At 65.7% G+C, this 23538-nt stretch carries 21 protein-coding genes and 1 pseudogene; 19 read left to right on the forward strand and 3 right to left on the reverse strand.

Translation table 11 applies throughout. From position 1 onward, the window contains the following. Positions 1-46: 46 nt before the first annotated feature. The 5 genes from puhA (at position 47) to CKO15_RS07845 (ending at position 5594) form a co-directional block, all read left to right on the forward strand. Positions 47-853, forward strand: a complete 807-nt coding sequence (gene puhA, locus CKO15_RS07825; RefSeq protein WP_200194628.1) for a photosynthetic reaction center subunit H — start codon at positions 47-49, stop codon at positions 851-853. Next, positions 850-1521 (forward strand): photosynthetic complex putative assembly protein PuhB, encoded by a 672-nt coding sequence (gene puhB, locus CKO15_RS14375; protein WP_200194630.1) that lies wholly within the window; start codon positions 850-852, stop codon positions 1519-1521. The genes puhA and puhB overlap by 4 nt, the downstream gene beginning before the upstream one ends. Positions 1522-1533: 12 nt before the next feature. Further along, entirely contained in the window at positions 1534-2052 is a 519-nt protein-coding gene (gene puhC / locus CKO15_RS07835; protein WP_200194632.1) for a photosynthetic complex assembly protein PuhC, read from the forward strand. 108 nt (positions 2053-2160) lie between these two features. Next, a complete protein-coding gene (gene puhE / locus CKO15_RS07840) occupies positions 2161-3933 on the forward strand; it encodes a putative photosynthetic complex assembly protein PuhE (protein WP_200194634.1) in 1773 nt (590 codons plus the stop codon). Next, positions 3930-5594, forward strand: a complete 1665-nt coding sequence (locus CKO15_RS07845) for an alpha/beta hydrolase (RefSeq protein ID WP_200194636.1) — start codon at positions 3930-3932, stop codon at positions 5592-5594. The genes puhE and CKO15_RS07845 overlap by 4 nt, the downstream gene beginning before the upstream one ends. 141 nt (positions 5595-5735) lie before the next feature. Here the strand turns inward: CKO15_RS07845 and bchJ are convergent, their stop codons facing one another. Both bchJ and bchE read right to left on the reverse strand, forming a co-directional pair. After that, complete coding sequence (bchJ, locus tag CKO15_RS07850) at positions 5736-6410, reverse strand: bacteriochlorophyll 4-vinyl reductase (protein ID WP_200194638.1); 675 nt, start codon at positions 6408-6410, stop codon at positions 5736-5738. Between the two features lie 3 nt (positions 6411-6413). Further along, complete coding sequence (gene bchE, locus CKO15_RS07855; protein ID WP_200194639.1) at positions 6414-8108, reverse strand: magnesium-protoporphyrin IX monomethyl ester anaerobic oxidative cyclase; 1695 nt, start codon at positions 8106-8108, stop codon at positions 6414-6416. A gap of 399 nt (positions 8109-8507) precedes the next feature. On the opposite strand from bchE, the gene bchI reads away from it, so the two are divergent. From bchI to CKO15_RS07880, 5 genes are all read left to right on the forward strand, one after another. Next, positions 8508-9533: a magnesium chelatase ATPase subunit I gene (bchI, locus tag CKO15_RS07860; RefSeq protein WP_200194641.1), complete on the forward strand. Its 1026-nt coding sequence runs from the start codon at positions 8508-8510 to the stop codon at positions 9531-9533. Continuing rightward, positions 9530-11368, forward strand: a complete 1839-nt coding sequence (locus CKO15_RS07865) for a magnesium chelatase subunit D (RefSeq protein WP_200194643.1) — start codon at positions 9530-9532, stop codon at positions 11366-11368. The genes bchI and CKO15_RS07865 overlap by 4 nt, the downstream gene beginning before the upstream one ends. Before the next feature lie 127 nt (positions 11369-11495). Beyond that, a complete protein-coding gene (gene bchO, locus CKO15_RS07870; RefSeq protein ID WP_200194644.1) occupies positions 11496-12419 on the forward strand; it encodes an alpha/beta fold hydrolase BchO in 924 nt (307 codons plus the stop codon). A 112-nt stretch (positions 12420-12531) separates the two neighbouring features. After that, entirely contained in the window at positions 12532-14055 is a 1524-nt protein-coding gene (locus CKO15_RS07875) for a phytoene desaturase (protein WP_200194665.1), read from the forward strand. Beyond that, complete coding sequence (locus CKO15_RS07880; protein ID WP_200194647.1) at positions 14036-15022, forward strand: phytoene/squalene synthase family protein; 987 nt, start codon at positions 14036-14038, stop codon at positions 15020-15022. Before CKO15_RS07875 ends, CKO15_RS07880 begins: the two co-directional genes overlap by 20 nt. Positions 15023-15092: 70 nt before the next feature. Here the strand turns inward: CKO15_RS07880 and CKO15_RS07885 are convergent, their stop codons facing one another. Then, on the reverse strand, positions 15093-16103 hold the full coding sequence (locus CKO15_RS07885; protein ID WP_242464652.1) for a carotenoid 1,2-hydratase: 1011 nt from the start codon (positions 16101-16103) through the stop codon (positions 15093-15095). Between the two features lie 80 nt (positions 16104-16183). Between CKO15_RS07885 and CKO15_RS07890 the strand changes: the two genes are divergently transcribed. The 9 genes and pseudogenes from CKO15_RS07890 to CKO15_RS14120 all read left to right on the forward strand — a co-directional run. After that, positions 16184-17059: a polyprenyl synthetase family protein gene (locus CKO15_RS07890; RefSeq protein ID WP_200194649.1), complete on the forward strand. Its 876-nt coding sequence runs from the start codon at positions 16184-16186 to the stop codon at positions 17057-17059. Positions 17060-17218: 159 nt separating this feature from the next. Beyond that, positions 17219-18202, forward strand: a complete 984-nt coding sequence (bchC, locus tag CKO15_RS07895) for a chlorophyll synthesis pathway protein BchC (protein ID WP_200194651.1) — start codon at positions 17219-17221, stop codon at positions 18200-18202. Then, positions 18202-19143: a chlorophyllide a reductase iron protein subunit X gene (locus CKO15_RS07900; RefSeq protein WP_200194653.1), complete on the forward strand. Its 942-nt coding sequence runs from the start codon at positions 18202-18204 to the stop codon at positions 19141-19143. Before bchC ends, CKO15_RS07900 begins: the two co-directional genes overlap by 1 nt. Before the next feature lie 39 nt (positions 19144-19182). Then, entirely contained in the window at positions 19183-20595 is a 1413-nt protein-coding gene (bchY, locus tag CKO15_RS07905) for a chlorophyllide a reductase subunit Y (RefSeq protein WP_200194655.1), read from the forward strand. After that, positions 20589-22139: a chlorophyllide a reductase subunit Z gene (gene bchZ / locus CKO15_RS07910; protein ID WP_200194657.1), complete on the forward strand. Its 1551-nt coding sequence runs from the start codon at positions 20589-20591 to the stop codon at positions 22137-22139. The genes bchY and bchZ overlap by 7 nt, the downstream gene beginning before the upstream one ends. Before the next feature lie 135 nt (positions 22140-22274). After that, positions 22275-22502, forward strand: a complete 228-nt coding sequence (locus CKO15_RS07915; protein ID WP_200194659.1) for a hypothetical protein — start codon at positions 22275-22277, stop codon at positions 22500-22502. Between the two features lie 231 nt (positions 22503-22733). Further along, on the forward strand, positions 22734-22994 hold the full coding sequence (locus CKO15_RS07920; RefSeq protein WP_200194661.1) for a hypothetical protein: 261 nt from the start codon (positions 22734-22736) through the stop codon (positions 22992-22994). 19 nt (positions 22995-23013) lie between these two features. Next, positions 23014-23211 (forward strand): light-harvesting antenna LH1, alpha subunit, encoded by a 198-nt coding sequence (gene pufA, locus CKO15_RS07925; RefSeq protein ID WP_200194663.1) that lies wholly within the window; start codon positions 23014-23016, stop codon positions 23209-23211. A gap of 212 nt (positions 23212-23423) precedes the next feature. Continuing rightward, positions 23424-23538, forward strand: a pseudogene (locus tag CKO15_RS14120) (photosynthetic reaction center subunit L); the annotation flags it as partial.

The following is a 23538-nucleotide window of genomic DNA, read 5'->3' on the forward strand; positions in this document are numbered from 1 at the left end:
CTAGGGCCACTAAGTGTGGAGGTGCGTTATGGAAGCATTCTATCCAATGGGAATCGCCAGGTTCGATTGGGGACTCTGGGCGGTGATCTTCTTCTTCGTCTTCCTTGCGAGTCTGGTCGTCTACCTGCGCAAAGAAGACAAGCGGGAGGGGTATCCGCTGATCTCGGATCCGAACGACAAGTACGGTGCGCCTCGGTTGGTCTCCGGTACGTTGCCGCGGGTTCCGATGGCGAAGACCTTCCTGCTCAAGGACGGCCGCACGATCAAAGTGCCGCGTCAAGAGAAGGTCGAGTGGGACCGCAACTACAAGCTTGAGGCGCAGCCGACGGCACCGTGGCCGGGTTCGCCGTTGGAGCCGATCGGCAATCCGATGAAGTCGGCGATTGGTCCTGGCGCTTACGCCAAGCGTGAGGACACGCCGGAGACGACGTGGCACGGCAAGCTGAAGATTGTCCCGATGCGTGTCGCTACCGAGTTTACGGTCTGCGAGGGCGATCCTGATCTGCGTGGTGCCCCGGTCAAGGGCCTGTGCGGTGGTCAGGGTGGTCGTGTCAGCGACATCTGGGTCGATCGCAGCGAGAACCGCATCATGTACTACGAGGTCGAGCTGAGCCCGCACACCTCTGGCAAGAATCGGGTGCTGCTGCCGCAGTGCTTTGCCAAGGAGACCCGCCGTCTCGACGGGGTGTGGGAGATTCGCGTCAACTCGATCACGGCGGAGCAGTTCCGTGATGTGCCGCGTCTGTCGAACGCCGATCAGATCACGCCTCAAGAAGAGGACATGGTCTGCGCCTACTACGGTGGTGGTACCCTCTACGCCTATCCGGGTCGTGAGGAGCCGTTCCTGCCGTGAGGGAGCACGACTTTGAGCCTATCCTCGGCCTCCCCGAGAGGCCGCCGGAAGGCGAAGAAATCCTCTGGCAAGGCAAGCCCGCTTGGTGGTCATTCGCCAAGCGGGCGCTCCATGTTCGCAAGGTCTTTATCTTCTTTTGCCTCATCGGTGCGTGGTACGCTTACCTAGCATGGCAGGAAGGCAACAGCGTAAACTACGTGGTGATGGAACTCGTCGGCCAAGTCGTCATCGGCCTCTTGGCTGCAGGCGGGTTGGCGTTGATCGGCCGCTGGATGGCGAAGAACTCGCTCTATACGGTGACCAACCGTCGTATCGTGATGCGGATCGGTGCATCGTGGCAGGCCTCAATCAACCTGCCGTTTACTCAGATCGAAGCGGTTGATCTGCGTAAACATCGCGATGGCCGCAGCGACATCATGATTCGGATCGATCCGCGTGAGCGTTTGAGTTTTCTCTTCTTCTGGCCGCATGTTCGTCCGTGGCGGTTGCATCGTCCAGAGCCGATGTTGCGCTCCCTGCCCGATGGTGGTGAGGCGGTGCGAATCCTAAGCGATGCCCTACAGCGGCACCTTGCTGAGCAGCAAGGGTCCGGGAAAAGGCGCAAGGATGGCCGTGGGGCGGAGCCGCAGAAGAGCGAGGCCCCCGCCTACGCAAACGACGCGAGGTGAGGAGGTGAGGGAATGAGAGAAGAGCACGAACACCTGCGAGCGGGAGTTATCAGCAACGTGATCTTCCCGGTGACCGCCTTTACGGCGGTCGCCCTTTTTACTGTCTACGTCATCTATAGCGGCCTGGTTCTCGGGTACGGTACGCGGGATAGCGGTGGCACCGACGCACCGGTCGTCTACGAGACCGGGATCTGGTTTGAATCGCTGGAAGACGGTGGGTTGCGGCTCCTCGATGACCAGGGCAACGAACTGTGGAGCATCGCGTACGATGAAGAGGCGTACATCCACAGCACGGCGCAGCGTTTGAAGGAGTACCGCGCGCGCGATAATGTGCGCACACAGCTGCCCTTTATTGTGCGTGGCCATGAGGATGGACACGTCGTCGTGGCCGACCCGATGACCCAGCGGCGGGTGACCGTAAACTCCTTCGGGCGTGATAACGCCTACGCCTTCATCAGGTCGCTGCAGCAGGCCCAAGAGGGGGATTCGGACTGGGATTCAGACCTGGATTCAGACCTGGATTCGGACTGAGCTTCAGGTCGCTTCTCGCAGCGGTCGGGTCCGGTCCCGACTGCTTTCCCGACTGGCATTGATGAGCGGGTCACGGTTACCATAGTGCGCCGTTCGGAGCCCTAGCGGATGTTTGAATACGTGCTTCCCGTGCTGTTCGCACTGTTTCTCTGGTGGTTCAGCACGGGGGTGGTCATCTACCTCGACAACCTGCCCATGCGCACCTTCCGCTGGAGCATGATCGGCGGAACGGTCGCCATGTTCGGTGGCCTCTATCTGATCGCGATCAGCAGCGCCCCCGGCTCGGTCGCCTCGGCCTATCTGGCCTTTACCGGTACCTTGTTGGTCTGGGCCTGGGTCGAGTTGAGTTACTACACCAACTACGTCACCGGTCCCCGACAGACCCCGTGCCCGGAGGGTACGGCAGGGTGGCATCGGTTCCGTCTGGCGCTGCAGAGCAACCTCTACCACGAACTGGCGATCCTGGTCCTCGGCATCGTCATCTTCCTACTCTGCTGGCGCGGGGGACACTACACCGCGCTCTGGGCCTACTTGGTCTTGGCCTGGATGCACGAGAGCGCGCGCTTGAACGTCTTTCTCGGCGTGCGCAACCCGAACGAGGAGTTCGTCCCGGCGCATATGCACTTTGTGCGGAGTTTTATCCGGCGCCGACCGATGAACCTCCTCTTCCCCTTCTCGGTGACGGTCTCGACGGTCGCATTGGTCTTGCTGATCCAGCAGGCCGTTGCCCCCGGGGTCGACCCCTACACCACCGTCGGCCTGATCCTGGTAGCCACCTTGATGGCGCTGGCGATCCTCGAGCACTGGTTTCTGGTCATCCCGTTGCCGACCGCCGTGCTCTGGCACTGGGGGCTGAAGGCACGCGGCAGCACGTCGTGCTTTACTATCGATGTCGTCATGGGGCCGCTCGGGGCTGGCAAGACGACCTTTATCCGTCGGCTGCTGGAGCAGGAGCATGTGGCCGATGAACGGGCGGTGGTGCTGATCAGTGATTTTAGCGATCGCGGCGTCGATGCGGCGGTGCTACGGGCCGAAGGGGCGGAGGTAATCGACTTTGTCGATGCCGGCGGCTACGGCGCCCTGCATAAGGAGTTGGCTGAACAGCTGCGCGAGATCGCGCGCGACTACGCCCCGCAGCGAATTCTCATCGAGCCGAGCGGCAGCCGGGATGCCGTTGCCGTGCTTGAGGCGTTGCAGCAGCCAAGTGTTCAAGGGCTAGTCCGCGGTGTCCGCTGCTTTACCGTCATCGACGCCGAGACCTTCCAGATCGACTATGCGCGCAACCCGGAAGGGGTACGCAGCGAGATCTTGCAGAGCCCGGCGCTGGTGGTGAACAAGATCGATCGGGTGGTCGAAGAGGAGTTGCAGACGGTGATTTCGACGCTGCGCGAGATCAACCCGCAAGCACAGTTTCTTCACGCCCGTTACGGAGCGGTCGATGCGGCGCAGCTCGCCCAGCTGCCGCGCCAACTTCCTCAGCAAGAGGATGAGAATCGCATGGAGGCCGGTGATGCGGCGCGCTTCGAGCCGGTTCCCAAGCACGGCCCCGAGGGGCCGTTGTGGAGCACCACGCTGGAGGGGACGTTCGATGTCACGCGCCTGCGTGAGTTGCTCGAAGAGATCGCTGCGGGGCGCTACGGCGAGCTTAAACGAGTGAAGGGGATCGCGCGGCTCGCCTCCTCCTGGGTGCGTTTCGATGTCGCCGGTGGCCGGGTCGGCATGACCGCCTTTACCCCCGATGAGAGCGAGGTGCCGCGAGTGGTGGCGATCGGCCCGGCGGCGAGTGCCCCGGAGCCGCTCGAAGAGGCCCTGCGCCGCTGCGCGCGCGCCTCAAGGGAACACTCAGCGGCCGCTGAACGGGTGGTGGCACTTTCATCATGAGTGACGGCGCGGGGTGGTTGAACGTGCTGCGGACCACCTCCTCTGGTGGTGGTTCTGCGGGAGGCCCTACCGGCGGTGATGGCTACGCGGCGTGGTGGCGCCGCGGTTCCACGGTCGCGGCACTGCTCTTGTTGCTGCTCGCCTTGGCGCAGCTGCTGGCCGATCGCAGCGGCGTGGAGCGCTGGCAGACCGTAGTGGACGAAACCCCGGTCTCGGTCTACACCCCACAGGAGCTCGCGGAGCCAGCGCCGACGATCCTGATCGCGCACGGCTTCGCCGGCTCGCGGCAGATGATGGAGCGCTTTGCCCTGACCTTCGCCCAAAACGGCTACGTCGCTGTGACCTTCGACTACTTAGGCCATGGCCGCCATCCGCAGCCGCTCTTCGGTGAGCTGCGCGAGTGGGATGGGGCAGCGGCTGAGTTGATGGCGCAGACGGCGACCGTGAAGGCGTTTGCCCGTGATTTGCCGCAGAGCGATGGGCGGGTGGCGGTGCTCGGTCACTCTCTCGGCGCTGGACTGATGGCCCGCTTTGCGCAGCTCTATGAAGGGGTCGACGCCACCGTCAGCATCTCGTTCGTCTCGCCGAAGACGACCCCGGAGACACCGCTGAACCTTCTGACTATCGTCGGCGGTTGGGAGCCGCGCTTCCTGGAGCAGGGGCGCGAGATCGTGGCGATGGCGGCAGAGGTGCCGGCGGAGGCGATCGAGATCGGCCAGACCTACGGTGAGTTCGCCGCTGGCAGTGCCCGCCGCCTCGATGTCATCGCTCGCGTCGAGCACGTCGGCATCCTCTTTAGCGCACGCACCGCCGATGCCGCACGGGCCTGGTTCGACGAGGCCTTTGAGCGCGATGGTGAGCGTGATGGTGACAGCGCCAGCAGTTGGTTGGTGGTCAACGGTGGCTGGTTGGCGCTGCTCTTCGCCAGCCTGCTGCTCTTGGCGCGGCGCCTGATCGCAATCCTGCCGGTCGTCTCGAGCACACCGCGCGGGGCAGGGGCAGGGTGGCCGCGGCTGCTGCTGGTCGCCGGATTGCCCGCGCTGGCCACACCGCTCTTGCTGGCGCCGCTGCCGACCGATTTCCTACCGGTGGTCGTCGGCGACTATTTGGCCCTCCACTTTGCCCTCTACGGCACGCTGATGCTGATCGCGTTGTGGTGGAGTGGTGGCCGTCCGGCGCCGCGGCAGTGGTGGTCGACGGTCGATCTCGCCCCGGGGCGGATGGTGGCGGCAACCCTGCTGCTGCTCTTGGTCTCGTTGGTCGGTCTCGGCTGGGCGCTGGAGCAGTTCGTGCTCTCCTTCTACCCTGTTGCCGAGCGCTTGCCACTGCTGGCCGTGATCCTGCTCGGCACGCTGCCCTTCTTCCTCGCTGATGAGTGGTTGACCCGCGGGCAGGGCGCACGTCGGGGCGCCTACCCGTTAACGAAGCTGCTCTTCCTGATCTCGCTCGGCATCGCCGTGGCGCTCGATTACGAGTCGCTCTCCTTCCTACCGATGATCCTGCCGGTCACGGTCATCTTCTTTATCCTCTACGGCCTCTTTAGCCGCTGGAGCTACCGGCGCACCGGCTGCCCGCTGGTCGCCGGCCTGGTCAACGCGGTCGCCTTCGCCTGGGCGCTGGCTGTGACCTTCCCGCTCTACTCAGGGTTGACGCCGCCGTAAGTAAGGCGCCTCGTCTAAACGCCTAGCTCAGGAGCGGCACTGTGCGCTGCGCAGGAGTCACCGCTATAGCAGTGCTTAGGAGTAGCCAGTATTAGAACGGGAAGCGGGGAATAGAAGCGAAGGCGTAAGGTGGGGGGGGGCTCAGCGATAGGTCAGCACGAACCGACACGCCTCAGCACCGGTCGCACAACACGTCTCCTCGACGACCGTAGCACCGCGCCAAGCCAATTCCTGAAAGAGCGTTTCGAAGACCGCGGCGTGCCAGTGGCAGATCGGCTCGTCAGCTTGCTCGCCGGCGATCACCGGGTTATTGCGCACTTCTAAGTAGGCCGAGCGCGCATCGCGCCGTTGGACGCTGAATGCACCGGAGCCGATAAAGGTCCAGGCGTTGCGCTCCACCGCCCGCAGCAACAGCGGACCGGCGGCAACCGGCGGCAGCAGGCGCAGCAGCAGGCGTGCAAAGGCGGGAATGCGGCGCTGGAGTACGTAGTGCCCGGTGCGCACCCCGGCATCGCTGAGCACCGCTTGCGCTTCGGTCGCGGGGAGCTGAACGCGCACTTGGTGGTGGAGGCGGGCGACAGTCGACTCGGGCACCATCTGGGTCGGCGGCGTCTCCAGCCAATCGCCCTGATCGGCGGCATTGAAGATCGCCCGCACGGTGCCGGCCGAGGTCGCCGCGTACAACGCCGCGGCGACCTGCGTGATGGCGTTCGGGCCGATCCGGGCCTCCTCCTGCATCTCTTGCGCAGGCGGTTGCCCGGGAGCGTTTCCTCCTGGTGGACGCGGAGCGCTCGATGCCACCATGGCCGTAATCACCGGTTACGCCTCGTCCGTCTCAGTGGCCCTTTTCTCTTGCCGATCGGCCTGTGTTTGCCGTCCCTGGACCTTGACCACCTGCTCGGTCGAGGTGCGTTCAACCTCATCGCCGCCCTTATGCGAACGGGCCGCCTTGAGCTGTGCCTTGTCGCCCTTAGCCTGCTTGGCTGCCTCCCAGTCGGCGCGCTGCACATCGGCGATGGTCCGCGACTTATCGAAGTTCTCCTCGATATTCTTGCTGACCTGATCGCGCGTCTGCGGTCCCCAGTACCCGTGTTTACCCAAATCGTAAAACTTACGCTGGAAGCCAGCCTTGAGGAACGCCTTCAAGCAGCCGAGCAGGTACTTACGGCGATCACCACTGCCGGCCCACGGATAGGAGAAGAGCGCCTTTTTCATGTAGAAGCGGCGGTAGTTGCTCATGGTGCGATCGAGTAGCTCACCCCGATCCATGGCATCGGGCTTGATGATTGGGGTCACAAAGTTGTACTTCTCGAAGTCGAAGACCTCGACCGTGTCACTGAGCTCGTGGAAGAGATCGGAGAAGGGCCACGGGGTGTACATCGCCCAGTTGGCCAGGTCGGTGCCCCAATCGCACGCCATCTGGTAGGTCTCTTCCAGCGTCTCGGCGGTCTCGTTCTCCAGGCCGACGATAAACTGCGCCTCGACGACGATACCGGCGTTGCGCAGCAGCTCCACGGCGCGCTTGTTCTGCGCCACGGTGGTCTCTTTGTTGAAGCGGTCGAGCTTGAGCTGGGCGGCCGCCTCGGTGCCGAGCGAGACGTGGATCAGACCGGCCTTGCGGTAGAAATCGAGGATATCCTCATCGCGCAAGACGTCGGTTACCCGGGTGTTGAGCCCCCACAGGATGCCGCGCTCAGGCAGCCCACGGTCGATCAATGCCTGACAAAACTCGATAAACTTCTTGCGGTTGATCGTCGGCTCTTCGTCGGCAAGGATAAAGAACCCGACCCCATGCTCGTTGGCCAAGTGCTCGATCTCGTCGACCACCCGCTCCGGATCGCGCACCCGGTAGTCGCGCCAGAACTTCCACTGCGAGCAGAACGAACAGGTGAAGGGGCAACCGCGCGCCATGTTGGGGATCGCAACGCGCGTATTGAGCGGGATGTAAGTGTACTTCTCCCACTCCAGGATCCCCCAGTCGGGCCAGATCGAGTCGAGATCCTTGATCGTTGGTGCTGCTGGGGTGGCGACGATCTCGTTTTTCTCATCGTCGCGATAGGCGATGCCCTTGATGCTGTCGCGCTCGGCCGGCCAGCGCCCCTCGGAGATGGCGCGTGCGAGGTTGACCATGATCTCCTCGCCTTCGCCGCGGACCACCGCATCGACCCACGGCGCCTCGCTGAGCACCTGCTTAAACATGAAAGTCGGGTGGATGCCGCCGATCAGGGTGACGACATTGGGGTCGACCTCCTTGGCGATCTGCAAGGCGCGCTCGGCAATGTAGATTGCTGGGGTGATCGCCGTTGTCGCGACGATGGCCGGCTTTTCCTTCTCAAGCTCCTGACGAATGTAGTCGTCGGAGAGGTCGTCGGTCATCGCGTCGATGAACCGCAGGTCGTCAAAACCCGCCTGTTTGAGCGCTCCAGCGAGGTAAGCGACCCATGCCGGCGGCCAGTTACCCGCGATCTCTGCGCCGCCCGAAGAGTAATTCGGATGGATGAAGACGATACGCATGGGCCGATCCTCCGCGGTGTTGATTTCTCTAATAAGGTCTAGTAAAGGCTAGAGATTCGAGTAAGCGCGATCCATCTGTTCGGTTGTTCTGCGCGCGTCTCGTTCGGTTGTCGTCCCGCTCAAAGGGCATAAGATGCACGGATAGACGGTCCTTTGTCCAGGCATAATGTTCGCTGAGGTCGGTTCCGAAGCCGATTGGGAGCCAACCGGGAGCCAACCGGGAGCCAACCGGGAGGGCCTTGATCGTTCATTGGTCCACAAGCCCGCCACGTGGTGGAGGGCAGCGGTCGCCGCCGTCGGGGGGGGGCTGTGCCGGGCAGCGCGCTTTGGTAAGCTGCGCCGGGACTCACCAGCAGTGACGCGAACGAAGTTACTTAGCAACCTCGGGACGGGACTTCCATGGCTCCAGCGTTTCCCTTTTCCGCGATAGCCGGACAAGATGAGATGAAGCTTGCGATGACCATCGCTGCGGTCGACAGTTCGATCGGCGGTGTACTCGTATTCGGCGACCGGGGCACCGGCAAGTCGACGGTCGTGCGCGCCCTAGCCGGCCTGCTGCCGACGATCCGCGCCACCGACTGCCCCTATCAGTGCAATCCCGATAAGGAAGACGCCCTGTGTGGGCACTGCCAGGAGCGCCTTGCGACCGGCAAGAGCCTCAAGGTACGGCGGATCAATGTGCCGGTGATTGACTTGCCGCTCGGGGTGACCGAAGACCGCGTCGTCGGCGCTCTCGATCTTGAGCGCGCCCTGAGCAGCGGCGAGAAGGCCTTTGAGCCGGGGCTGTTGGCTCGGGCCAATCGCGGTTTCCTCTACATCGACGAGGTTAACCTGCTCGAAGACCACATCGTCGATCTGCTGCTCGATGTCGCAGCCAGTGGCGAAAACGTCGTTGAGCGCGAAGGGTTGAGTGTCCGCCACCCGGCGAAGTTCGTCTTGATCGGCAGCGGCAACCCGGAGGAGGGGGAGCTGCGCCCGCAGCTGCTCGATCGCTTCGGGCTCTCGGTCGAGGTCTCGACCCCGAACGATCTCCACGTTCGGATGCAGGTCGTGCGCCGGCGCGACGAGTACGAAGCCAACCCGCAAGCCTTTGTCGAGAAGTGGAAACGCAAAGATGGGCAGGTCCGGCGCACCATTGAGCGGGCGCGCGATCAGCTGCCTGAGGTCGAGGTCACCGACGAGGTGCTGGAGCGGACCTCGCAGCTCTGCATGGCGCTCGGCACCGACGGGCTGCGCGGTGAGCTGACCCTGATGCGGGCGGCGCGGGCGGCGGCGGCCCTGGAGTTGGCAGACCGTGTAGAGGTCAAACATCTGCGGCAGGTGGCGAGCGTGGCGCTGCGTCACCGTCTGCGGCGCAACCCGCTCGATGAGTCAGGTTCGACGACGCGGGTACAGCGTGCCGTCGAGGAGCATTTGCCCGCATGAGCGCGGTGCTCGACTACGACACCGCGGCAGCGGCCTGGCAGGACGCCGTCACCGCCGCCGCGTTGCTCGCCGTCGATCCGCCCGGCGTCGGTGGTGTCTGCTTGCGGGCGTTGCCCGGACCGGTGCGCGATCGCTGGATGCAGATCGCTTACGAACTGCAGCCGCCGGGTACGCCGTGGCGCCGTATCCCAATCAACGTCAGTGACAGCCGCCTGCTCGGTGGGCTCGATCTAACGGCGACTCTGCGCGCCGGGCGACCCGTCCTTGAGCGCGGGGTGTTGGCCGAGGCCGACGGCGGCCTGGTTGTTCTGGCGATGGCCGAGCGGATCGCCCTAGCGACCGCCGGTAAGCTTGGGGCGGTGATCGATAACAGCGAGGTCGCCGTCGAGCGCGACGGCCTAGCGGAGCGGCTGCCGACCCGCTTTGGTGTGATTGCCCTCGATGAGGGGGCGAACGACGATGAGCGCCCGGTCGGACCGCTGCGCGATCGCATCGGCTGCCACCTTGAGCTCAACGGCATTCCGGTGAATGTTGCCGGCGGCAGCGAGTACACACCGGAGCAGATCGTGGCGGCGCGGGGCTTGTTGCCGCAGGTCGAGTGCAGCGACTATCTCGCCGAGGCGCTCTGCGCCGGCGGCTTGGCGCTCGGCATCGGTTCGCTGCGCGCGCCGCTGCAGGCTCTGCGGGCGGCGCGGGCGGCGGCCGCCCTCGATGGTCGCTGCGAGGTCGATGAAGACGACGTGCGTTTGGCGACCCGCTTGATCCTCGTCCCGCGGGCGACTCAAGTGCCGCCGGCGCCACCACCGGACGAGGCCGAAGAGCAGCCCGAGGAGCAACCCCAGGAGCAGCCTCCAGAGGAGCCCGAGGAGCCGCCGCCCGAGGAGCCCGAGCCGCCCGATTCCGAGCAAGAGGAAGAGCAGCAGCTCCCGGACGAGATCCCAGCCGAGCTCGTCCTTGAGGCGGCTCGCGCCGTCCTCCCCGATAACCTCTTCGAGCGGCTGAAGATCCGCGAGTTGGCCCAGCGCAGTCAGTCGGCGCCGGGACAGGCCGGAGCGCTGCAGCAAGGCGGCGCCCGCGGTCGTCCGGCCGGGGTTCGGCGCGGTTCGCCGCGCTCCGGGGTGCGCCTGAACGTCGTCGAGACGCTGCGCGCTGCGGCCCCCTGGCAGACGCTGCGCCGGGCGCAGCAGGAGCAGAAGGGGGAAGGCGCGGGGGGCCGTCGCGTCCTGGTGCAGCCGGATGACTTCCGGGTGACTCGCTATAAGCAGCGCACCCAGACCACCACCATCTTTATCGTCGATGCCTCCGGCTCTTCGGCGATGCACCGACTGGCCGAAGCGAAGGGGGCCATCGAACTGCTGCTTGCCGAGTGTTACGTCCGGCGTGACGAGGTCGCCCTGATCGCCTTTCGCGGCACCGGGGCCGATGAACTGCTGCCGCCGACCCGCTCGCTAACGCGGGCGAAGCGCAGCTTGGCCGGCCTCCCCGGTGGTGGTGGCACCCCCATCGCTGCCGGGCTTGATGCCGCGCGCGATCTGATCGAAGAGGTGCAGCGCAAGGGCAATACGCCGGTGCTGATCGTGCTCACCGACGGCCGGGCGAACGTCACCCGGGCCGGCACCGGAGGGCGGGAGAAGGCGCAGCAGGAGGCCAACGAGGCCGCTCAAGTGATTCGGTTGAGTGGTGTTCGCGCGCTGCTCGTCGACACCTCGCCACGGCCACGCCCGCTCGGGCGCGAGTTGGCCGAGGCGATGGGGGGCGAATACCTGCCGCTGCCGCGCGCCGATGCTGCGTCGATCAGCGAGGCGGTGCAGGCGGTCACAGGCGCTAAGAGCTAAGAGCTAAGAGCTAAGAGCTAAGAGCTAAGAGCTAAGAGCTAAGAGCTAAGAGCTAAGAGCTAAGAGCTAAGAGCTAAGAGCGAGCAGGGGCCAGAAGAGTAGGATCGAGCGAGATAGAGAGAGGGGGATGGCGGCACTGGCGTGGGAGCGCAGCGGGGCCGATTGGCCGCAGCGCGCGGCGAGCCGTTTTGTCGCCGTCGATGGGCTCTCGTGGCATGTGCAGGTCTACGGCTCTGGGCCGGTGGCACTGCTGCTCCACGGTACGGCGGCATCGAGTCACTCCTGGCGCGATTTCGGTCCCGCCCTAGCGGAGCGCTGCACTGTGGTGGCGCCCGATCTGCCCGGACACGGCTTCACCGGTGCGAGCAAAGATCGCTTGCCGCGGCTGCACGGCATCGCCCACGCGCTGGCGCGGTTGCTCGCCGAACTGGAGCTAGACGACTGTGCGCTGATTGTCGGTCACTCGGTCGGAGCCGCGATCGGGGCCCGGATGATACTCGATGGTCGGGTGGCACCGCGGCTCCTCGTCGGCTTGAACGGCGCCTTCGAGCCCTTTCCGGGGTTGGCGGGGCAGCTCTTTCCGAGCGCCTTGCGCCTGCTGAGTCTCGACCCCGTCTTGCCGTACTGGATCGCCTTGCGTGCCTATGAGCCCGGTTTCATTCGCCGGGTGATCCGGCATACTGGGTCACAGATCGATGCCCGCGGGGTCGCGCTCTATCGCCGCCTAGCCGGCAGCCCGCGGCACGTTGCTGGGGCGATGGCGCTGATGGCTGGCAGCCACGACGATCTGCACTTGCTGATGGGCGATTTGTCGCAGCTGCGCTGTCCGGTGGTGCTCTTCGCCGCCGAGAATGATGGCGCCGTGCCACCGCGCCAGGCCGCGCGTGTCTGCCGGCGCCTACCGTACTGTCGGCTGCAGTCGCTACCGGGGTTGGGGCACTTGGCGCACGAGGAGCAGCCGCAGGCGGTGGCTGAGCAGGTGTGGGCGGCGTGGCTCAGGGTCACCGCGCAACCACCAAGCGGCGGTGACGATGAGCGCAAGCGGCGGTGACGATGAGCGCAAGCGGCGGTGACGATGAGCCAAGCGATGGTGGCGATGAGCGCGGCGAAGAGAGAGTGACTGACTAACTAATGACCGACGGCTCTGGGAGTGAGGCATGGGAATGAACTCGGCAACGGGAGGGAGCGCCGGCGCAGCGCGCACACGCCCCCACGCCATTGTCATCGGCAGCGGCTTTGGCGGTTTGGCGGCGGCGGTACGACTCGGCGCGCGCGGCTACCGGGTCACGGTCGTAGAGCGCCTCGATGCTCCGGGCGGGCGGGCCTACGTCCATCGTCAGGACGGCTTTACCTTCGATGCCGGCCCGACGATCGTCACTGCTCCCTTCTTGCTGCGTGAGCTATGGGAGCTGGTGGGGCGAAACTTCGACGAGGAGATCGATCTGCGGCTGATGGAGCCCTTCTACCGGGTGCTCTTCGAGGATGGCAGCCGCTTCGACTACAACGGCGATGAGAAGCGCCTGCGCGAAGAGGTCGCGCGCCTCTCACCGCAAGACGTCGCCGGTCTCGAGCACTACAGCGCCATCAGCCGCGAGATCTTCCGCGTCGGCTTCGAGCAGCTGAGCAATCAGCCCTTTAGTCACTTCAGCGACATGGTGCGTGTGCTGCCCGACTTGATTCGGCTGCAGAGCTATCGCAGCGTCCACGGCATGGTCTCTCGTTTCGTGCGCGACCCACGCCTGCAGCAGGTCCTGAGCTTCCATCCGCTGCTCATCGGCGGCAACCCCTTCTCGGTGACCTCCGTCTACTGCCTGATCGAGTACCTTGAGCAGCATTGGGGGGTCCACTACGTCATGGGCGGGACGGGGCGCCTGATCACCGGTCTCGTCGACCTGATTGCCGAGCAGGGTGGCGAGATCCGCTACCACGCCGATGTCACCGGGATTACCGTCGCTGATGGACAGGCGACCGGGGTTGACTTAGCCGATGGCGAACACATCGCCGCCGATATCGTCGTCTCCAACGCCGATGCCGCCTGGACCTACCGTCACCTGGTGCCGGCCGCCGCACGGCGGCGTTGGACCAATCGGCGCCTGGAGCGGGCGCGTTACTCGATGGGGCTCTTCGTCTGGTACTTTGGCACCCATCGCCAATACCCCGATGTCGAGCACCACACCATCTTGATGGGGCCGCGCTACCGCGAGCTGCTTGAGGATATCTTTAAGCGCAAGGTCCTTGCCGACGACTTCAGCCTCTATCTGCATCGGCCGACGGCGACCGATCCGAGTGTCGCCCCAGCTGGTTGCGATACCTTCTACGCCCTATCGCCGGTGCCTCATCTCGATGCCGACGTCGATTGGCAGGAGCGTGCCGAGCCCTACCGCCAGGCGATCGCCGACTACCTCCAGGAGAAGCTGCTGCCGGGGTTGGATACGGCGCAAGCCACCTCCCTGGTGGCAACACCGCTCGACTTCTTCCATCGCCTTAAGGCTTACCGTGGCAGCGGCTTTAGTCTCGAGCCAGTGCTCCATCAGAGTGCTTGGTTTCGGCCGCACAACCGCAGCGAAGAGGTTCGCCACCTCTACCTAGTCGGTGCCGGAACACATCCGGGGGCGGGGCTGCCGGGCGTGCTCTCCTCGGCCCGTATTCTCGACCGGGTGGTGCCCGATGCTGAATTTTTCACCTGACCCGCAGCTGGCCCGACAGACGGCCCTGAGCGCCGAGGATCGTGCCGCCTGTCGGAGGCTGCTGGCGACCGGTTCGCGTACCTTCTTCGCCTCATCGTGGCTGATGCCGCGGCGGCTGCGCGATCCGGCAACCGCCCTCTATGCCTTTTGCCGTCAAGCCGACGATGCCGTCGATGAGGGCGGGGGTGGGGCGGCGGCGCTGCGTGATCTGCACCATCGCCTGGATGCCATTTACGCCGGTGAGCCGCACCCGGAGCCGGCTGACCGCGCCTTCACCTGGGCGGTCCACCGTTACCGGATTCCGCGCTCGCTGCCGGAGGCGCTGATCGAAGGCTTCAGTTGGGATGCACAAGGGCGGGACTACGCCACGCTCGATGAACTCTTCGACTACGCGGTGCGGGTGGCCGGCACCGTGGGGCTGATGATGTCGCTGCTGATGCAGGTCCGCGAGCCGCAGACGTTGGCCCGCGCCTGCGACCTTGGGGTGGCGATGCAGCTGACGAACATCGCCCGCGACGTCGGCGAGGATGCGCGCAGTGGGCGACTCTACTTACCACGGCGCTGGCTCAGCGAAGTCGGCATCGAGCCCGCCGAGCTGTTCGCCGCTCCCGGCTTCACCCCAGAGTTAGGGTGGGTCGTGCAGCGGCTGCTGAAACACGCCGATGCCCTTTACGAGCGCTCCATGGCCGGGGTCCAGCGGCTGCCGTGGGATGCCCGGGGCGGGATCTGTGCGGCCCGACTGCTCTATGCCGAGATCGGCCGCGAGCTTGAGCGCAACGGACTCGATTCAATCAATCGGCGTGCCGTCGTCCCCGGCTGGCGCAAGGGCGTCGTGCTGCTGCGCATCGCCCCAGAGCTGGCGGTGGCGCATCGCGGATTGGGCGTAGCACCGCTGGCCCAGGCGAGTCACTTGCTCGAGAGCATTGAGCCAGCGCCGGGGGGCGCCTTGGCGGAGGGGTTTCGCTAGGCCCAGTCGGCCCAGTCGGCCAGGCCCAGTCCGCCGTGCCCCCCGGCTGGTCGGCCGTTGCCTGATGCCGTTACGCGGTGACCCGCGGCATGCGCCACGGCAGCATCCACTGCACCGCACCGCGGACGAAGCGGCGCATCGACAGGCTCTCATGGACTGCCACTAGTGGCTCGCCGTAGAGCGGACTGGCGACCACCGAGCGGGAGTAAAAGGGCGTATCTTCCAAGGTCTGCTGGACCTTAGCGGTGCCCGGTGTATCGGCGAAGAAGCTGCGTTCAATACCCCACCACGTCTTCGGCAGCGGGGTCGCAGCCGGCAACTCGCTGCAGCGCTGTGGTGCCCCGCTGCGCGGCCAGCGCAACGCCAGGGTAAAGGGCGCTGCGCTGCGCGGGACGACGTCGTAGAAGACGAGCGTGCCGTTCGGCCCGATGGCGCGCGACCACTGCCAGTGGCTAAAGCCCGCCTCCAGCGGCTCGTCACCGGCGTTCGTATCGACGTAGGCGGTGCCGCTCCACGAGAGCTCGGGGCGCTCCAAGGCGACCTCAATGCGGGCCTGCGGGGCCAGGGGTCGCCAGCGGTGGCGGCCGTCGGCGGCGAGGGCGAAGACTTCGCTGTTGCTCAGTTGCGGCTCGACCCGCAGCCGCCCGCGGATCTCGCCCGGCTTCGGGGTGGTGCGTTCGGCGAACTCGGCGATCAGTGCCCCCCCTTCCCAGCGCAACTCACTCGGCCCGATCGCGAGCCGATCAGCGTGCTGGGTCAGGGCGTGGCGATCGCGCTCGGTCATCGCCCAGTGGCCGCGTCGGCTGCCGTAGAGAGCGATGTTGAAGGCGCAGTGATCGCGCGGTTCGGCGGCGCCCCCGCGTGCGCGCCGCGCCTCAACGTAATAGGGCGAGAAGACGCTGCCGATAAAGGCAATCAAAGTGATGCCGTCGCGGCCATCGTCGCTGAGGGCATCGATATACCACCAGGTGTAGCCGCCGGGGGGGACGGTGTAGCCGAAGTCGGGGCGGGCGCCGTCGAGGGCGCCGATGCGCCGACTGAGCGGCCCCGGCATCTGCATTTGCATCGGTAACGTTGACATCAATCGGGTCCCTGTCTAGCGTACATGGTCACTGCATCGATCCACTCTAAAGCGTACACGCCGCCGTCGGGAGGGGCTACATGGAACCGAGTCAACGCATCGAACGCGCACTAGAGGCAGCTGTTGCCCGCGCAGTGGCTGAACCGGCCCCGCCGCTCCTAGCCGAGGCGGTCCGGCACGCCGTCTTTGGCGGCGGCGCTCGGGTGCGGCCACGGCTCTGTCTGACCGTGGCGCTGGCCTGTGGCGACGAGTGCCCGGAGTTGGCCGACGCTGCCGCCGTAGCCATCGAGCTGATGCACTGCGCCTCGTTGGTCCACGACGACTTGCCCTGTTTCGATGATGCGGCGACACGCCGCGGCCAGCCCTCCGTCCACGTCGCTTACGGCGAACGCCTGGCGGTGCTCGCCGGCGACGCCCTGATCGTCCACGCCCTTGAAACCTTAACCCTGCAGATCACCGCAGCCCCCGAGCGGGCCGCCGAGCTGCTGCTGACGGTGAGCCGGGCGACCGGGATGCCGTACGGTATCACCGCCGGGCAGGCGTGGGAGTCGGAGCCGGAGGTGCCGGTGGCCGCCTACCATCAAGCGAAGACCGGCTCGCTCTTCGCTGCCGCGACCGTCGCTGGGGCAATCGCGGCCGGCGATCACAGTCAACTTGAGCGTTGGCGCTTGGTCGGCGAGCGCCTTGGTGAAGCGTACCAGGTGGCCGACGATCTGCGCGATGCCGTCGGCGCCGAAGAAGAGCTCGGCAAACCGACCGGCCAAGATGTCACGCACGGGCTGCCGAGCGCAGTCCGCGAACTCGGCGTGAAGGGCGCTAAAGAGCGTCTCGATCGCTTGGTCGAAGAGGCCGTCGCCGCCGTGCCCGACTGTGCCGGGGCCGAGCAGCTGCGCGCCGGGATTCTCAAGGAGATGGAGCGGGTCCTGCCCAAGCAACTCGGACGCAGCGCCGCCTGAGCGCGCCGCCTGGTCGTGCCCCGTCGCGTTCAGCCGCGTTCAGTCGCCCCCAGTGCGGTGGCGGCGGACGCGGCGCGGTGGTCGTGGTCGGCTGGAGGCGGACCGCAAGGCGCGCACGTCTTCTTGACATCGCCCAGCGAACGGTTAGGCTACCCTGCCATGTCGGACGTCAATACTGCAGGCGAGGGGGATGTGGTGGAGGAGTCAACGGTCATTCAGCAAGCGCGCGCGGTCGTTTTTCAAGCCCCACAACAGCTCGCCGTCGAGCCGGTGACGCTGATCGAGCCCGGTCCCGAGGACGTCGTCGTCGATATCCACTACAGCGGCATCAGCACCGGCACCGAGCGGCTGCTCTGGACCGGCACCATGCCTTACTTCCCGGGGCTCGGTTACCCGTTGGTGCCTGGCTACGAGTCGGTCGGCCGGGTGGTGGCCGCTGGTCCTGAGTCGGGGCGCAGCGTCGGTGATCTGCTCTTCGTCCCTGGGGCGAGCTGCTTTAACGAGGCCCGCGGTGTCTTCGGCGGGGCAGCCTCACGGGTGGTCATCGGCGGTCAGCGCGGGGTGGCAATCCCCGAGTCGCTCGGTGAGCGCGGGGTGTTGCTGGCCTTGGCTGCGACTGCCTGGCACGCCGTAGCGCCGGCGCCGCCACAGCTGATCATCGGGCACGGGGTGCTTGGGCGGTTGATGGCGCGGATCGGCACCCTACTCGGAGAGCCGCCGACGGTCTGGGAGACGAACGAGCAGCGGCGCGGCGGTGCGCTCGGCTACACCGTGGTCGACCCGAGCGAGGACGATCGGCAAGACTACCCGCGGATCTGCGATGTCAGCGGCGATAGTCGGCTGCTCGATACCTTGATCAGCCGCCTCGGGCGCAACGGTGAGGTCGTCCTGGCCGGATTCTACAGTCAGCCGCTGAGCTTCGAGTTTGCCCAAGCCTTCATGCGCGAGGCCTCAATTCGCATCGCCGCCGAGTGGCAGCGGGCCGATCTTGAGGCGGTGATGGCGCGCATCACTTCGGGGGCGCTCGATCTGAGCGGCCTGATTACGCATCGTCACGGGGTCGAGGCCGCCGATGCGGCCTATCGGATCGCCTTTAACGACCCCGAATGTCTGAAAATGATCCTGGATTGGAGAGAAGGCTGATGGGTGCCGAGCAACCGGAGCAACGCGCGGAGAAAGAGACGCAGGTCATCGCGATTTACGGCAAAGGGGGCATCGGCAAGAGTTTCACCCTCTCCAACCTCTCCTACATGATGGCGCAGCAGGGCAAAAAGGTGCTCCTGCTCGGCTGTGACCCGAAAAGCGACACCACCTCGCTGCTCTTCGGCGGGCGTGCCACACCGACCATCATCGAAACCTCGTCGCGCAAAAAGGCTGCAGGCGAGCCGGTGACCATCAGCGACGTCTGCTTCAAGCGCGACGGCGTCTTCGCGATGGAACTCGGCGGCCCGGAGGTCGGTCGTGGCTGCGGCGGCCGCGGGATCATCCACGGCTTTGAGATCCTTGAAGGGCTCGGTTTTCACGAGTGGGACTTCGACTACGTCCTGCTCGACTTCCTCGGCGATGTCGTCTGTGGCGGCTTCGGTCTGCCGATCGCCCGCGATCTCTGCCAAAAGGTGATCCTGGTCGGGGCGAACGACTTACAGTCGCTCTATGTCGCCAACAACGTCTGCTCAGCCGTTGACTACTTCCGCCGCCTCGGCGGTCACGTCGGGGTCGCTGGCTTGGTCATCAACAAAGACGACGGCACCGGCGAGGCGCAAGCCTTTGCCGAGGCGGCACAGATCCCGGTGCTGGCCTCCATCCCCGCCGACGAAGAGATCCGGCGCAAGAGTGCCAACTACGAGATCGTCGGCTATCCGGGCGGCGAGTGGGGCGGGCTCTTCGAGCAGTTGGCGATCAACGTCGATGAGGCCCCCCCAGTGATGCCCAACCCCCTGTCCCACGAAGAGCTCCTGGGACTGTTCAAGAGCGAGGATGTCGGCCGCGATGTCGAGCTGATCCCCGCACAACCTGAGGACATGTGCACGCAGGCGGCGACGGAGAAGCCGTCCCTCGAGATCGTCTACGACGAAGACCGATGACGGTACGGACGGTACGCTGCCTCGCGCCGGAGAATGGAAATGAGCGAGCGAGCGGGAGTCTTTAACCAACCCCAAACGATGTGTCCGGCCTTCGGCTCCCTGCGGGTGGGGCTGCGCATGCGCCGGATGGCCACGGTCGCTGTCGGTTCGGCCTGCTGTGTCTACGGCTTAAGCTTTACCGGCCACTTCTACGGCGCCCGCCGCAGCATCGGCTACGTCCCCTTCGACTCAGAGTCGCTGATCACCGGCGGGCTCTTCGAGGATGTCCATCAGGCCGTCTACGAGCTCGCCGACCCGCGCCACTACGACGCCATCGTCGTCGTCAACCTCTGTGTGCCGAGCGCCTCTGGGGTGCCGCTGCGGCTGCTGCCCGAGGCGATCAACGGCGTGCGCATCCTGCCACTCGATGTGCCGGGCTTCGGCGTCACAACCCACGCCGAGGCCAAAGATCGGCTCGCTGCGGCGATGTTGCGCTACGCCCGCAGCGAGGCTGAGCGCGGGCCGGTGAAGGCGCCGCGCAGTGGACGGGCGCAGGTGCCGGTCGTGACCCTCCTCGGCGAGATGTTCCCCGGCGATGCAGTCAGCATCGGCCGGATGCTTGAGCCGATGGGGTTGGCCGCCGGGCAGGTGGTGCCGACGCGCGAGTGGCGGGAGCTCTACGCCGCGCTCGATTGCCGCGCCGCCGCCGCCATCCACCCCCACTACACCGCCTCGCTGGCCGAGTTTGAGGCGGCCGGGCGGCCGGCGGTGCCCTCGGCGCCAGTCGGACGCGAGGGGACCGAGGCGTGGCTGGAGGCGGTCGGCGAGGTCTGCGGCGTCAGCCGTGAGGCCATCGCCGCGGCGAAAGAGGCGACCCTGCCGGTACTCGAAGAGGCGATCGCTGCGGCGCCGATCCGCGGCAAGGTTACCATCTCCGGCTACGAAGGTTCGGAACTGCTCGTCGCCCGCTTGTTAGTCGAGTGCGGTGCCGAGGTCTGTGCCGTCAACACCGCCCTGCCGCAGACGCCGTGGTCCGATCCCGACCGCAGCTGGCTGGAGGCGCGCGGTATCCCGGTCCGCTTCCGCGCGACCTTGCGCGATGAGAGCGCGGCGGTCGATGCCCACCGCCCCGATCTGGCCATCGGCACCACGCCGCTGGCGCAACGGGCCAAAGAGCGCGCCATTCCGGGTCTCTACTTTACCAACTTGATCTCCGCCCGGCCACTGATGGGGCCTGCCGGACCGGGCTCGCTGGCGCAGGTCATCAACGCCGCGATCGGCTACAAGGAGCGCTGTACCACCATGAACGAGTTCTTTGCTGGGGTCGGCCAGGGGCCGACGGCGGGTATCTGGCACCGTTCACCGCATCAGCTGGCGACGGCCTTGGCTCAAGCGGCCGGCAGTGCGGCGGTCACCGGCAGCGCCGGCGCTGGGCAACGAGCTGGGCAGCACAAGGGAGCGCACGGATGCTGATCCCCGATCTCGATCGTGCGGGTGGGTACTGGGGGGCCGTCTACTGCTTTACTGCCGTGAAGGGGCTGCAGGTCATCATCGACGGTCCGGTCGGCTGCGAGAATCTACCCGTCACCGCCGTGCTTCACTACACTGATGCGCTGCCGCCCGAAGAGCTGCCGGTGGTCGTCACCGGTCTCTCCGAGGAGGAACTGAACCGCGCCGGCACCGAAGAGGCGATGAAGACGGCCTACGAGAGCCTCGATCCGCAGCAGCCGAGCGTGGTAGTGACCGGTTCGATTGCCGAGATGATCGGCGGCGGCGTGACCCCTGAAGGCACCGGCATCCTACGCTTTCTCCCGCGGACTATCGACGAGGATCAGTGGCAGGCAGCCGATCGTGCCTTGCGTTGGCTCTGGGAGCAGTTCGGCCGTCGCCGCGGACGCGACCCCAAACCGCGGCCGCGCCCGGAGGGGGCCGCCCCGCGCGTCAACATCATCGGTCCGGCCTACGGCATGTTCAACATGGCCTCCGATCTGGCCGAGATCAAGCGACTCATTGAAGGGATCGGGGCCGAGATCAACGTCGTCTTTCCGCTCGGCTGCCACGTCGACCACATCGGCCGCCTGATCGACGCCGATCTCAATGTCTGCATGTACCACGAGTACGGGCGTGCCCTCTGTGAGGCACTTGGCCGCCCCTATCTGCAAGCCCCGGTCGGCTTCGAGAACACGACCCGCTTCCTGCGCGCCCTCGGCGAGGCGCTTGGACTCGATCCCGAGCCCTTTATCGAGCAAGAGAAGCACACCACGCTGAAGCCGTTATGGGATCTGTGGCGCTCCGGCACGCTCGACTTCTTCGCCACCGCGAGCTTCGGGGTCGTCGCCGGCCAGACCCATGCGCGCGGGATTCGCCGCCTGCTCAGCGACGATCTCGGGATGCCGTGCAGCTTCTGCTTCGAGCGCCGCCCTGGCGGCAAGACCGACAACAACGCGGTGCGCACCGCGGTTCACACCAAGACGCCGCTGGTCCTCTTCGGCAGCTACAACGAGCGCATGTACGCCGCCGAGATCGGCGGCAGTCCCCGCTACATCCCCGCTTCCTTTCCTGGTGCGGTCATACGCCGCCACACGGGAACCCCGTTCATGGGGTACGGTGGGGCCACTTACATCGTGCAGGAGGTCTGCAACGCGCTCTTCGACGCCCTGTTCCACATCTTGCCGCTCGGCACCGAGATGGATCAGGTCGAGGCGACCCTGGCCCGTTCAGGGCAGGGCGCGGCAGAGGGTGCAGACGGTAAGGCCGCAGCGGAGGCGGCGGCCCTCGCTGGCGGGGCGAGCACCGATGCACTGACCTGGGACGAGGGTGCGCGCGCGGTGCTGGAGCGCTGGGTTGAGAAGCAGCCGATGTTGGTGCGGATCTCAGCGGCTAAGCGCCTGCGCGATGAGGCCGAGCGGCGAGCGCGGACCGCTGGCGCCGATCGGGTCCGCGAGGAGCACGTCAGAAGCTGTAGCGACGTGTTGCCAGGGTTGCGGCACGAGGAAGAGCCGGGAGGCTCGGGCTGAGGCCCAGGCGCGTGACCAGGGAGGTCCCGGAGAGGCGCGGCGAAAGCGCGCTACCCGTTGAAGCCTCGGCCACTTTCGGTAGATGATTGACCCCGAGGCTAAACGCGGAGCGGTGCACCGAAGGAGGCACTTCAGATGAGCGAGGCAATCAAAGCGCGGCCCGGTTCGGGCAGAGCCCGGCGCAACGAAGAGATGCAGTATCGTCTGTTGTTGGCCGTTAGCTTTGTCGTCTTTCTGTTGGGCGCCCTGATCGCTCGTCTCTCGCCGTCGCATTGGCGCTCACGAAAGAGCGAGCGGCGTTCCATCATCGAAGAGGCGCGCGCTGCCGCGCGGACGGCGATCCCATACGCTTTCATGAGCTGACGGTAATGAAAGTGCAGCCGGTGGCTGCTGAGGCGATGCGTCACTAGGCGGTGCAGCGGCGACGATGTTCAGAAAGAGCGGTAACAGAGGCAGCGTTTTCGAATTCATCGATTTTCCAGCCGAGAGCGGGGTTCTCGGCGGGGAAAAAGGCCACCACCAAGGTGGCGACAATCCCTTGCCGCGCGGGGTGTAGCGCGGAGCTGGGTAAAACGCCGAACGGAGGTATGAACTATGTCTGATATTCGCACGGGGCTCACTGACGAAGAGTGCCAAGAGATCCACGAGATGAACATGCTGGGCATGCACGCGTACTGGTCGATCGGCCTGATCGCCAACGCCCTGGCCTACGCGTGGCGTCCGTTCCACCCGGGCAAGGCCGGTAACCGCCTTGAGGACCATGCCCCTGACTACGTCCGCTCCGCTCTGACCTCGGTCCAAGAGCAAGCGAGCTCGGTCACGGCCGCTGTTCAACAATCGCCGATCTTCGGTTAAAGGCTAAGGAGACTAGACCATGTGGAAACTTTGGAAATTTGTTGACTTTCGCATGACGGCGGTGGGCTTCCACCTCTTCTTCGCGCTCCTGGCGTTTGCGGTGCACTTCGCTTGCATCAGCTCCGAGCGTTTCAACTGGCTCGAGGGTGCGCCTGCTGCCGAGTACTACATGGACGAGGATCCCGGCATCTGGGCCCGCACTTCTTACGACGGCTAATAGCCTTCGGCTGAGTAGTGCGGTCGCGGAGGGGGTCTTCGGCCATCGGTTTAAGACCTGGCCTGGTGCGACTAACTTCCTCCGCAGCAGGGCTAAGCACCAAAGCCCCTCGGCCCGATTGGGGGATCGTTTCGGCTGCAATAGAGCGCCCGAGGCGGTCCCCCATCAGGGTCGGGGATCCGAAAAAAGGTGCCGTGTGAGGGACTTCAGCCATGGCGTTGTTAGATTTTGAGCGAAAATACCGAGTAAGAGGGGGCACTCTCCTCGGCGGTGACCTGTTTGATTTCTGGGTCGGGCCGTTTTACGTCGGTTTCTTCGGTGTGACGG

The sequence above is a fragment of the Halorhodospira abdelmalekii genome (assembly GCF_016583625.1).
GTDB classification, from domain to species: Bacteria; Pseudomonadota; Gammaproteobacteria; order Nitrococcales; family Halorhodospiraceae; genus Halorhodospira; species Halorhodospira abdelmalekii.

Bases quoted from the DNA above. Each gene is read 5' to 3' on its own strand.
- puhA (WP_200194628.1), top strand. From the start codon at position 47: ATGGGAATCGCCAGGTTCGATTGGGGACTCTGGGCGGTGATCTTCTTC.
- puhC (WP_200194632.1), top strand. From the start codon at position 1,534: ATGAGAGAAGAGCACGAACACCTGCGAGCGGGAGTTATCAGCAACGTG.
- puhE (WP_200194634.1), top strand. From the start codon at position 2,161: ATGTTTGAATACGTGCTTCCCGTGCTGTTCGCACTGTTTCTCTGGTGG.
- CKO15_RS07845 (WP_200194636.1), top strand. From the start codon at position 3,930: ATGAGTGACGGCGCGGGGTGGTTGAACGTGCTGCGGACCACCTCCTCT.
- bchE (WP_200194639.1), bottom strand. From the start codon at position 8,108: ATGCGTATCGTCTTCATCCATCCGAATTACTCTTCGGGCGGCGCAGAG.
- bchI (WP_200194641.1), top strand. From the start codon at position 8,508: ATGGCTCCAGCGTTTCCCTTTTCCGCGATAGCCGGACAAGATGAGATG.
- CKO15_RS07865 (WP_200194643.1), top strand. From the start codon at position 9,530: ATGAGCGCGGTGCTCGACTACGACACCGCGGCAGCGGCCTGGCAGGAC.
- bchO (WP_200194644.1), top strand. From the start codon at position 11,496: ATGGCGGCACTGGCGTGGGAGCGCAGCGGGGCCGATTGGCCGCAGCGC.
- CKO15_RS07875 (WP_200194665.1), top strand. From the start codon at position 12,532: ATGAACTCGGCAACGGGAGGGAGCGCCGGCGCAGCGCGCACACGCCCC.
- CKO15_RS07880 (WP_200194647.1), top strand. From the start codon at position 14,036: ATGCTGAATTTTTCACCTGACCCGCAGCTGGCCCGACAGACGGCCCTG.
- CKO15_RS07885 (WP_242464652.1), bottom strand. From the start codon at position 16,103: ATGTCAACGTTACCGATGCAAATGCAGATGCCGGGGCCGCTCAGTCGG.
- CKO15_RS07890 (WP_200194649.1), top strand. From the start codon at position 16,184: ATGGAACCGAGTCAACGCATCGAACGCGCACTAGAGGCAGCTGTTGCC.
- bchC (WP_200194651.1), top strand. From the start codon at position 17,219: ATGTCGGACGTCAATACTGCAGGCGAGGGGGATGTGGTGGAGGAGTCA.
- CKO15_RS07900 (WP_200194653.1), top strand. From the start codon at position 18,202: ATGGGTGCCGAGCAACCGGAGCAACGCGCGGAGAAAGAGACGCAGGTC.
- bchY (WP_200194655.1), top strand. From the start codon at position 19,183: ATGAGCGAGCGAGCGGGAGTCTTTAACCAACCCCAAACGATGTGTCCG.
- bchZ (WP_200194657.1), top strand. From the start codon at position 20,589: ATGCTGATCCCCGATCTCGATCGTGCGGGTGGGTACTGGGGGGCCGTC.
- CKO15_RS07915 (WP_200194659.1), top strand. From the start codon at position 22,275: ATGAGCGAGGCAATCAAAGCGCGGCCCGGTTCGGGCAGAGCCCGGCGC.
- CKO15_RS07920 (WP_200194661.1), top strand. From the start codon at position 22,734: ATGTCTGATATTCGCACGGGGCTCACTGACGAAGAGTGCCAAGAGATC.
- pufA (WP_200194663.1), top strand. From the start codon at position 23,014: ATGTGGAAACTTTGGAAATTTGTTGACTTTCGCATGACGGCGGTGGGC.